This window comes from Alkaliphilus hydrothermalis (assembly GCF_016908555.1).
In the GTDB taxonomy this organism is placed as follows: Bacteria; Bacillota; Clostridia; order Peptostreptococcales; family Natronincolaceae; genus Alkaliphilus; species Alkaliphilus hydrothermalis.
In genome coordinates, this window is sequence record NZ_JAFBEE010000022.1 from 36,991 (window position 1) to 46,343 (window position 9,353).

The 9,353-nt window shown below is 35.3% G+C and carries 12 protein-coding genes and 1 riboswitch; of the genes, 3 read left to right on the forward strand and 9 right to left on the reverse strand.

The features are described from left to right. Nucleotides 1–31: 31 nt before the first annotated feature. The 6 genes from guaB to JOC73_RS12790 form a co-directional block, all read right to left on the reverse strand. Nucleotides 32–1,489, reverse strand: a complete 1,458-nt coding sequence (guaB, locus tag JOC73_RS12765; RefSeq protein WP_204403870.1) for an IMP dehydrogenase — start codon at nt 1,487–1,489, stop codon at nt 32–34. A 199-nt stretch (nt 1,490–1,688) separates the two neighbouring features. After that, nucleotides 1,689–1,790: riboswitch (purine riboswitch) on the reverse strand. A 220-nt stretch (nt 1,791–2,010) separates the two neighbouring features. Continuing rightward, the gene (locus JOC73_RS12770) at nt 2,011–2,157 is read right to left on the reverse strand and encodes a hypothetical protein (RefSeq protein WP_204403850.1); all 147 of its coding nucleotides are present in this window, start codon (nt 2,155–2,157) and stop codon (nt 2,011–2,013) included. Nucleotides 2,158–2,228: 71 nt separating this feature from the next. Continuing rightward, nucleotides 2,229–2,549: a S41 family peptidase gene (locus tag JOC73_RS12775; protein WP_330613200.1), complete on the reverse strand. Its 321-nt coding sequence runs from the start codon at nt 2,547–2,549 to the stop codon at nt 2,229–2,231. 193 nt (nt 2,550–2,742) lie between these two features. After that, nucleotides 2,743–3,138 (reverse strand): thioesterase family protein, encoded by a 396-nt coding sequence (locus JOC73_RS12780; RefSeq protein ID WP_204403854.1) that lies wholly within the window; start codon nt 3,136–3,138, stop codon nt 2,743–2,745. A gap of 50 nt (nt 3,139–3,188) precedes the next feature. Next, nucleotides 3,189–3,389 carry a hypothetical protein gene (locus tag JOC73_RS12785; RefSeq protein WP_204403856.1) on the reverse strand — a complete coding sequence of 67 codons (201 nt, stop codon included), beginning with the start codon at nt 3,387–3,389 and terminating at the stop codon, nt 3,189–3,191. 11 nt (nt 3,390–3,400) lie between these two features. Next, complete coding sequence (locus tag JOC73_RS12790; protein ID WP_204403858.1) at nt 3,401–4,498, reverse strand: aldo/keto reductase; 1,098 nt, start codon at nt 4,496–4,498, stop codon at nt 3,401–3,403. Nucleotides 4,499–4,689: 191 nt separating this feature from the next. Between JOC73_RS12790 and JOC73_RS12795 the strand changes: the two genes are divergently transcribed. The 3 genes from JOC73_RS12795 to JOC73_RS12805 all read left to right on the forward strand — a co-directional run bounded on the left by JOC73_RS12795 (nt 4,690) and on the right by JOC73_RS12805 (nt 5,629). Beyond that, complete coding sequence (locus JOC73_RS12795; RefSeq protein ID WP_204403860.1) at nt 4,690–4,896, forward strand: hypothetical protein; 207 nt, start codon at nt 4,690–4,692, stop codon at nt 4,894–4,896. A 94-nt stretch (nt 4,897–4,990) separates the two neighbouring features. Next, nucleotides 4,991–5,269 carry a hypothetical protein gene (locus JOC73_RS12800; protein ID WP_243427970.1) on the forward strand — a complete coding sequence of 93 codons (279 nt, stop codon included), beginning with the start codon at nt 4,991–4,993 and terminating at the stop codon, nt 5,267–5,269. Nucleotides 5,270–5,347: 78 nt separating this feature from the next. Beyond that, the gene (locus JOC73_RS12805; RefSeq protein WP_243427971.1) at nt 5,348–5,629 is read left to right on the forward strand and encodes a spore coat protein; all 282 of its coding nucleotides are present in this window, start codon (nt 5,348–5,350) and stop codon (nt 5,627–5,629) included. Between the two features lie 90 nt (nt 5,630–5,719). On the opposite strand, the gene JOC73_RS12810 is transcribed toward JOC73_RS12805, so the two are convergent. The 3 genes from JOC73_RS12810 to JOC73_RS12820 form a co-directional block, all read right to left on the reverse strand. After that, nucleotides 5,720–8,809 carry an S-layer homology domain-containing protein gene (locus JOC73_RS12810; RefSeq protein ID WP_204403862.1) on the reverse strand — a complete coding sequence of 1,030 codons (3,090 nt, stop codon included), beginning with the start codon at nt 8,807–8,809 and terminating at the stop codon, nt 5,720–5,722. A gap of 130 nt (nt 8,810–8,939) precedes the next feature. Further along, complete coding sequence (locus tag JOC73_RS12815) at nt 8,940–9,098, reverse strand: hypothetical protein (RefSeq protein WP_204403876.1); 159 nt, start codon at nt 9,096–9,098, stop codon at nt 8,940–8,942. Beyond that, the coding region (locus JOC73_RS12820) for a hypothetical protein (protein ID WP_204403864.1) at nt 9,098–9,353 on the reverse strand (256 nt) is incomplete at its 5' end. The genes JOC73_RS12820 and JOC73_RS12815, both read right to left, overlap by 1 nt.

The following is a 9,353-nucleotide window of genomic DNA, read 5'->3' on the forward strand; positions in this document are numbered from 1 at the left end:
TTATCCATCCTTTCCAGTGGGTACTAGGTTCTTATTCGCTTATGCTATAGTTTGGAGCTTCTTTAGTAATGGTAATGTCATGGGGATGACTTTCCTTTAGACCTGCTCCTGTGATTCTAATGAATTGACCCTTTTCTTGCAATTCTGCTATTGTAGCAGTTCCACAGTATCCCATACCTGCCCTTAATCCACCGATTAATTGATATACCGTATCCTTTAGAGGTCCTTTGTAAGGCACTTTTCCTTCTACACCTTCTGGTACTAGTTTTTGATTTTCCACTTGGAAATATCTATCCTTACTTCCTTTTTTCATGGCTGCAATCGAACCCATTCCCCTATAGGATTTGAAGCTTCTTCCTTTAAAAATAATTGTTTCTCCTGGGCTTTCCTCAGTACCAGCAAATAAGGAACCGATCATTACAATTCCTGCACCTGCTGCAATTGCCTTTGGAATGTCTCCTGAATATTTAATTCCTCCATCAGCAATAATCGGTACACCATAGGGCTTTGCTGCCTGAGCACAGTCATAGATAGCGGTGATTTGTGGAACTCCAATCCCTGCCACTACTCTAGTTGTACAGATGGACCCTGGTCCAATTCCAACCTTTACTGCATCTGCTCCAGCTTCAATTAACTCTACTGTTGCCCCCGCTGTAGCAACATTACCAGCAATCAACTGTAAATCAGGATATTTATCTTTAATTTTCTTAACTGCCTCAATAACTCCCTTAGAGTGTCCATGGGCTGTATCAATTACAACTACGTCAACCTTTGCATGATATAGGGCATTTACACGATCCATCATATCGGCAGTAACCCCAACAGCAGCACCTACCAATAATCTTCCCTGTTGGTCCTTAGCTGAGTTTGGATACTTAATGGCCTTTTCAATATCTTTGATTGTAATCAGACCCTTTAACATTCCGTCTTCGTCTAGTATAGGAAGTTTTTCAATTTTATGACTCATTAATATCTCTTGAGCTTCCTGCATTGTAATTCCCTCTAGGGCTGTTACTAGATTTTCCTTAGTCATTACTTCTCCGATTTTTCTTTTATGATCCTTCAAGAAACGCATATCTCTATTGGTAATGATACCTACTAATTTTCCATTAACAGTAATCGGTACTCCTGAGATATGGTATCTAGCCATTAATTCTTCTGCATCTTCTACAGCATGTTCTGGTGATAGGAAGAAGGGATCAACAATGACACCATGCTCGCTTCTTTTTACTTTATCTACCTCTAGCGCTTGTTCTTCGACGGTCATGTTTTTATGGATGATTCCAATACCACCTTCACGGGCCATTGAAATAGCCATTTTACCTTCTGTTACTGTATCCATACCTGAACTCATCATAGGAATATTAAGTTTAATCTTCTTCGTTAAGTTTGCCGAGATATCAACTTGATTTGGTAGAATTTCTGATTTTGCAGGAATTAATAAGACATCATCAAACGTTAAACCTTCTTTTACTAATTTTCCCTCCATCATTGTTGCTCCTCCTCTATTTTAAATTTATCATTATATCCAAAGTTCTCTTTTATATTAATTTAATGTAGAACTCTCTTATTCGTTATAAAGAAAAAAGACCTGCATAATAATTTCCCTCTTTTAGAGTGAAATTATTATACAGGTCTTAAAAAAACTTTAAGTCCTTGGTATCCTTTTATAAATACCAACCATCACTTAATATAATAACTCCACCCATAGTCAAATGTTTTACGGTCATTTGGTAGAAACTGCCGAACCATATTTTCGGCCTTATATGAGTGCTTCGATTAAATTGTTATAACTAAGTTATCAGATGGCTAGGTGTATGTCAAGAATAAAAACAAAGATTTTCAACATGTTTCGATTTTTTTATATTTGGTGCGGAATGATATCGTTTTCAGGAGGGTTTTAGCAAATAACACCATTATAACCATAAGAAACTGTCTGATTTAGTGTTGACAATCCAATAAATCTAATAAAGGAATATTTGTGTTTCAATAAACATTATTAATAATATGTTATTTTTTCAAATTATTTAGAACAAATCCACCTAATATCCCTATAACAATTCCAATAGGGATATTATTAAACACAACTCCAAAACTTGTTCCTAAGCATATACCCAGAGTAATGAAATTAATTTTTTCTTTCTCTTTCATATTCATATAATCTCCCCCTTTCTTGACATTAGACTGCAAGATAAGTGATAGGTCTTGGTTCTATTCTACTTTAAACTTTATGAATTATTATCAAATTCATTTAGGTAGAAGATTCTGTCTAAATAATTTTCAATACTGTTATACTTATGATTATCTTCATAAATATATTTATCAATCTCATTAACGTCATCTCCATTTATGTCCCATTTAAAAGTTACAATACTCATGATGAAGTTATATTTATCATTATAATACTGTGTTTGACCTATATTCTTTTTATACGTTTTTTCTCCAATCAAATATGCATTTGACAGATTTTCCCTTAATGATAGTGCTAATATTTCACTGCAGCTCATGGAATGTTTATCAACAATAATAAAAATCTTATTGAATTTGATATAATCATCATTTGAATAATAGGAACCCTGTCATTCATGTAATCTTTAATTCTTTCTAATTATGAGATTTTCCAACTGTGAGACATAAAAAAGCGCCTCCTTGAAGTAGCCATTATTTTAAACGGTCTACTTCAAGGGGAGTATAACATTTTAGTGTTTAGCATTGCTTTTTTTCAAACAACTTCTGTATAACTTATTTTCCTTTTTGATTCACCCGATCCAAAAACTTATCCATTTGGATAATATATCTCTCATGGGTTCCTTCTCCGATTTTTTCCTGTTCATCAAAGGCTTCTACTTTAAAACTCAATTTTTTTCCTTCAATTTTAACTAACTCCGCCACTGCATAGACCTTCATCCCTACTGGTGTTGCTGCTAGATGTTTTACATCTAAATGAGTCCCTACACTGGCAAATCCCTCTGGTAAATGGGGATCAACTGCCTTTAGGGCTGCCCCCTCCATTAGACCAATCATGAGGGGTGTTGCGTAGACCTTTACACCACCACTACCAAAAGCTTCAGCCGTATCTTTATCTGTTACTGTAATTTCTAATTTTCCTTCCATACCAACTTTAAGGTTAAATTCCATTAAGTTCACCTCTTTAGTTATTAAATGATATATTACAATATTATTTTACACTATTTCTTTAAAAACCAAAATACATATCCACATTGATTACATACATAGTTTTTTGCAGCTTTATTAGCCCAATCAAAGCCTAAAAATGATGCCCCAGCAGTATTCATTAAAGTCTCTCTAGTCCAAAATTCATCGTGGTCACATACTGGACAAACTAAAGACTTACCCATTATCTCATGTTTAGATGCTTCCTGTGTCATTTTAGCACCTCCTATTTTACAAACTCAGCCATTTCCTTCAATCGTTCAATGATAGGAAGTTTTTGAGTACATAAATTTTCACAGACTCCACAGGCAATACATTCTTCTGGTAATATATCCTCTGGCTTCAAGCTTCCTCTTTCCTTTAACCAATGAAGATGCTCCATCATTCTTTCAGGCCCATCTAGTATAGATAGATTGTAGGCTTCTAAGTAGTTTGGAATCTTGATTTTCTTAGGACACTTCATGCAATAGCCACAGGTAGTACATAGGGTATTGATTCCTGTGCCAATCTTTTCTTGGATTTCTTTCTCTTTTTGTGGAGAGATCATCAACGGTCTTTCAATAGTTTGGACATTCTCCTCCACCTCTTCAATAGTTCCCATACCTGCTAATACTACTGTGATTCCTTTTTGAGCGGCATTAAATCTCAGGGCTGCTTGAGGTACTGTTTCATCCTCATAGCTTCTTAAAAAATCAAAGTACTGTTGATGCTGTGGGATCAAGCCACCACCTAAAGGATTCATGGTAACCACCCCAATATTATGCTGGATGGCCGCATCAACCCCCTCTTGTCTATAAGGATGGTTAATGGCGTTATAACCTAAAAGAACCCCTTCGTAGGCATCATCTTCAATGATAGTTTTAATATCTGAACCGTTACAATGGGTTGAAATTACTAGATGGTCAATAAGTCCTTCTTTTTTAGCCTTCATAGCACCTTCATAGGGTCCACCGGGAGCCATTACACGTTTATATTGGTCAAGGTCCATCACACACCACATATGAAAGAAATTAATTTTTTCAACTCCCATTCGCTCCATAGAGTTTTCAATTCTCCATCTAACCTGATCAGCTGTAGCTTCTTTATTTACGCTACTTTTTGTTGAAACATAAAACTCTCCAGGCATATTTTTAAATGCTTTTCCAAATATGTATTCACTTCTATCCTTACAATAAAAAGGAGCTGTGTCAAAATAATTTATACCTAGGGCATTAGCTCTACGAACTACCTCTGCACCGTAGTCTTCATCTTCTCCAAACCGCATTCCGCCAAAACCGATTACCGATACTTTTTTACCTGTTTTTCCATAATCTCTGTATTCCATCCCAGTCACCCTCCTTATCTAATGTTTCCCATTTCTATTATATCCTATTATTAGAATTTTTCCAATTTATATAGAGTTGCGAAATTATTTTTTAATAAAATTATTACCATCATTGGAATCTATTAGTAGGGTTAATTGTCTTACAATGAGATAAGCTAATATAGAAGATTAAAACCAAAGGAGGTTTTACTATGGCTAGTTTTTGGGAAAAGCTAACAGCCCATTGGTTCCGAAATAGTGCAGATAATGCCGCAATGAAACATGAGTATGGAAGTGGCTATGGTGAAGTTGTTGATGAGCTTGAAGCTGAAGATCAGTCACCATTAGTATCCACATCTCAATTGGTGGTGAATCCAACGATTGAAATGGAGGAGAATATGACAAGTCATAGAAACTAGTCATAACTCCCTTTTATTTACAGCTATATGATTGATCTTTACCTCAAATAATACTGTTGGTAACACAAATAAATGAAATCTAAGGAGGGTCAATATGCCAAATATGATGAATAATGGGAATCAACAACAAGGGCAGGGAATGATGCAGGGAACCATGCAGCAGGGGACACAACAAAGTAATATGCAGCTTGATGCCAATAATCTTAAAATATTAGAAGACCAGCTTTCCCACGAGTCTTTAATGAATAAAAAGTTTTCAGTTTATGCCCAATATTGTACTGATACTCAATTAAAGAACCTTTGTCAGCAGGCAGCACAAAAACACAAGGCTCATTATAACGAATTATTAAATTATTTAAACTCTCATCAATAATATAATTAGTTAGATTCATTCTTACAGATTAAACAAAGATAAAATACAACTGCAAATTAAAAGGAGGTCTATATAAATATGATGAATAATCATCCTAATTTATCTGAAAAGGAACTAATGAATGACCTATTAACATCTTGTAAGCAAGTAACATCAGCCTATAACGTTGGTATCACTGAAGCCTCTTGTCAAAATTTAAGACAACATTTGACCAATTGTCTGAATGATACTCAAAATACTCAATATCAAATTTTCGAAGCCATGAAGCAAAGAGGATGGTACCAAATCAAGAAGGCTCAACCTCAAGATGTTCAGAGCGCTAAAACTAAATACAATCAAGAAGCGAATCAACTTCAATAGTCTCAATAGTTAACACAAGAAAGCCGAGTCAATAGGATTCTATTTGACTCGGTTTTTTAGTAACTTCATTTTAAATAGTCTTTGTTATGATTATGGTTCTACAGTTACATCCAATTTAATCATACCATTTGTCTTACCATTCATTAATCTAATACTAATATCTACATCTGCTGCTCCAATAAATGTAAAGGTTCCATTATGATGATTGATAACAGCTTCCTTACCTTCTCCAAATACATCAATTCCAAATACAGCATTTTCCATAATAGCGTTTTCACTATTATATACTTTTGGGTTAATAGCGAGTTTATCGCCTACTTTAACATTAATACCTTGATTCGTCGGAACCGTAATCGACGAACCTGTTGTACTCGTTATTGTTGCTTCCAGTTCAAAGCGGTCTATCATAAAGCTCTTTAGATGAGATTTGTAAGAGACACCACTTTCATAGGGTAAATTCCAAAAAGTAATTTTTTTCGTATTACTTGTAAAGGAAGCCTGAGCAGAGATTAAAGCAAAATAATTATCCTGTACACCATTAACATATCTTATAGGAGTAAAATTCATTATTGTAGAAGAAGCTGGTACAGCAGACAAATATACCTCAAGTTTATCTTCATTTAACACCTTGAATTCGGACAATACAAAACCCATCTCCAGTGCTTGAGGTTTTAGATTAGCAGTGTATTGAGCACCTTCCACATAAGGTATGTTTACATCTAGAGTGACCGTCTCACCATTCATTGAGTAACTCCATAATGTAATACTCCTATTATCCCATTGGAAAGAATCATCCAGTACCCCATTGATTGTGCGGGTTACATCAATGTCTGAAGGACTTAAGCGTGAGTAACCTACCTGTTGATGTACAAACTGTAATTTAGTACTTAAGGTTTCCCTTTCCTCTATAATCTCTACTTCACCTTCATTGATAACTGTAACGAAAAAAGATTTCACCACATCTTGATAACCTTCTCTAGATGCTGTAGCCACAATTTCCACTACCCCACTTTTTAATCCTGAAATTTTTCTTGTAGTTTCATCGATACTGACTATATCTGGGGTTTGTGTCACTAATGTTACCTGTGCATCAGCTATATTCACCTTAACTAAGTTATCTACCTCAGCTCCTACTACAATTGTTTCATCCTTAACATCTAGTAGCAAGTTTTGGATTTTATGTACTGTAAAAGGCATCGTAGTAAGGTATTCCTCATTAGTTTGTCCCTTGTAACCTAAATAATAGATTACTTCTTGGTCAAAGGCTAGCGGTCTAATCTCTGATAGGAAAGAGATATTTAGTTTTCCACCAAAAATATCACTATAATCCCTCCAACTAGGTAGTCCTGTATATAGGGTTGGTTCATTAAACTTAGTATCCACCACGCCATTTATTGTTCTATATAGATCTAAATCAGGTGATAACTGAATAGTATCAATAGCTTTTACATAAGAAGCATATATGGAAACATTGCTATTATAAGTCACTTCCTTTATTAAATGTTCAAAATTGTTATTTAGTACTTCTACATGATACTCATAGTGTTCTGTAATAGGAAGGATTCCCTCTATTGTACGGGTTATTTGCAATGTATTTGTATGACTAATCCAATTATGTTTTGAAAATACTTTAACTCCATCAAAACTTTCATCTTTAATGCCATTTTGGCTTCTGGTAACAATAAAATCAGCTGCTGTTGGTAGAGTTGCTGGTGCCTCCTCAAATCTTACAAGTATTGCTGGAGAGAAAATTAAGTTGATTTCCTTTAAAATCGGTCTTCCCTGTTCATCTAACCCAGTATCTATTACTGTACCATTGTCAACTGTACCGTCGTTTGGTGTCCCGTGATCCACTGGTGTACCGTTTCCAGAACCTCCAGTAGCAGGTGGATAATAAATAACTTCTGGTTGCACTGTTGATTCTTTCTTTACAGGACTCTTTTCAAAAGTTACCCCAACCACATTAACCTTTACTTTTTCCAAAGTCCCTTGTCCTGTAAATTTGATTTCAACGTCTACCACTGCACTGGCTACTGTTGAGTCTTCACTAATATTCACCCTTGAGCCTTTTGCACTTTCATGTACCTTCATTGCCTCTACGATCGCCTGTGTAAGATTGACATCTATATCGGATGCTTTGACATCTACTGCTTTAAAAGAACCCTTCACCTCAACTATTGTATCTTTTGTTAGGTTTTCAGCAATAATCACTGTTTCAATCTCACTGTCTTCACTTGCATTTTCTAGTTTAGCTGCGGTTTCAACAATAATATCTTGGATCTTTGTACCATCACTAGTAACCAACCTCACTGGACTAGCTAGCTTTTTAATGGTAACTTTTCGTAAAATCGCATTATACATATAGATACTGTTTTCTCCACCACCATTTATATGGGTATCCCCCATAACAGTTATGTTTTTAAGATATACTTCTCCTTCTCCAACAACTTCTGTAATGATTAAATCACCATTGATAGTATAGTTTTCTAAGGTCACATCTCCAGATTTTATGTAGACATTCCCATCTAATTCTCTACCTTCTTCACCTATGTAATGACCTGCTTTTATAATATGTAAATCTTTTGCCTTTTCTTCTAAAACCTCCAACAACAGCATTTCTGAATCCTTTACTGATATATCTAAGGCATTTTCCATCCCATAGGCCACCATGCCTCTTGTAACATGATCAAAAGGACTTATATTTGAATCTACTTTTAAGCCCACTTCTGACGCCATTTTTAAATGATCGGTCGGCCATTGCAAACTTGGGTCTTTTAGGTCATCACTATACCCTAATGCCCTCATAAGAACCACCAACATTTCAGTATAGGTTATGGTATTTTTTGGTCTAAAGGTCTTTGCATTTGAGTCACCTTCAAACAGTCCCTCCTGTACAGCATAACCTATGAAAGGTGCATACCAAGCTGTTTCATCAACATCTACAAAATCTGCTACTATGTTAGCCTCTTTCACTTCTTCGTCAGAGAATCCCTGTAATCTCAGGGCAATTACAGCAAACTCCCCCCTTGTAGCCAAATCCTCAAGTCTTAAGCCCCCTTGCCCGAAATACCCCTTATTAACTACTCTTTTTAGATCATCGGGTACCTCGTTTGCAAATACAAATGCAAACCCATTAAACACCATTGATATGGCTAATAATATTGATAATACTTTTCTCAACTGATTTCCTCCTTACATAGTGGTAGTCATAATACTAATACTCTTCTACACAAAACTCACCTACTAATAGGTAGCATTGCAACTCATTGAGGGAATATGGTAATTATTTCTAATATTTCGACACTATCAACTATAATCCCTTTATTTTCCTGAAATTTTTCCCATATTTTTTGATTAAGGCATCGAATCCTACTCCAACTTCAGAACCTATTACCTTTTCTACGATTACAGATCCTTCTAATCCTGCATTGTGGGCAATTTGTCTAACTGACTCTTCGTTTTGAATCATTACTTCATTACAATATCAAAAATTGTATCCGTGATTGTAGTTCCATGCCCCAGCTTATAAATGGTGGCACTTCTGAGTTTATAGTGTTTATAATAAAGTAGGGTAACTATTTTCATAGCTACCCCCTTATCAAACCGCACGTGCCCTACTAAGGCATACGTGTAAATGGTAAAATAAAATGGAGAGATTTTGGCAAACAAAAACGGAGAATAATTTCCAATATAGTACAATAAGAATACTCCTTCTGATAGAATT

Bases quoted from the DNA above. Each gene is read 5' to 3' on its own strand.
- JOC73_RS12780 (WP_204403854.1), bottom strand. From the start codon at position 3,138: ATGGAATTTAACCTTAAAGTTGGTATGGAAGGAAAATTAGAAATTACA.
- JOC73_RS12805 (WP_243427971.1), top strand. From the start codon at position 5,348: ATGATGAATAATCATCCTAATTTATCTGAAAAGGAACTAATGAATGAC.
- JOC73_RS12795 (WP_204403860.1), top strand. From the start codon at position 4,690: ATGGCTAGTTTTTGGGAAAAGCTAACAGCCCATTGGTTCCGAAATAGT.
- JOC73_RS12785 (WP_204403856.1), bottom strand. From the start codon at position 3,389: ATGACACAGGAAGCATCTAAACATGAGATAATGGGTAAGTCTTTAGTT.
- JOC73_RS12800 (WP_243427970.1), top strand. From the start codon at position 4,991: ATGCCAAATATGATGAATAATGGGAATCAACAACAAGGGCAGGGAATG.
- JOC73_RS12790 (WP_204403858.1), bottom strand. From the start codon at position 4,498: ATGGAATACAGAGATTATGGAAAAACAGGTAAAAAAGTATCGGTAATC.
- JOC73_RS12815 (WP_204403876.1), bottom strand. From the start codon at position 9,098: ATGATTCAAAACGAAGAGTCAGTTAGACAAATTGCCCACAATGCAGGA.
- guaB (WP_204403870.1), bottom strand. From the start codon at position 1,489: ATGGAGGGAAAATTAGTAAAAGAAGGTTTAACGTTTGATGATGTCTTA.
- JOC73_RS12770 (WP_204403850.1), bottom strand. From the start codon at position 2,157: ATGAATATGAAAGAGAAAGAAAAAATTAATTTCATTACTCTGGGTATA.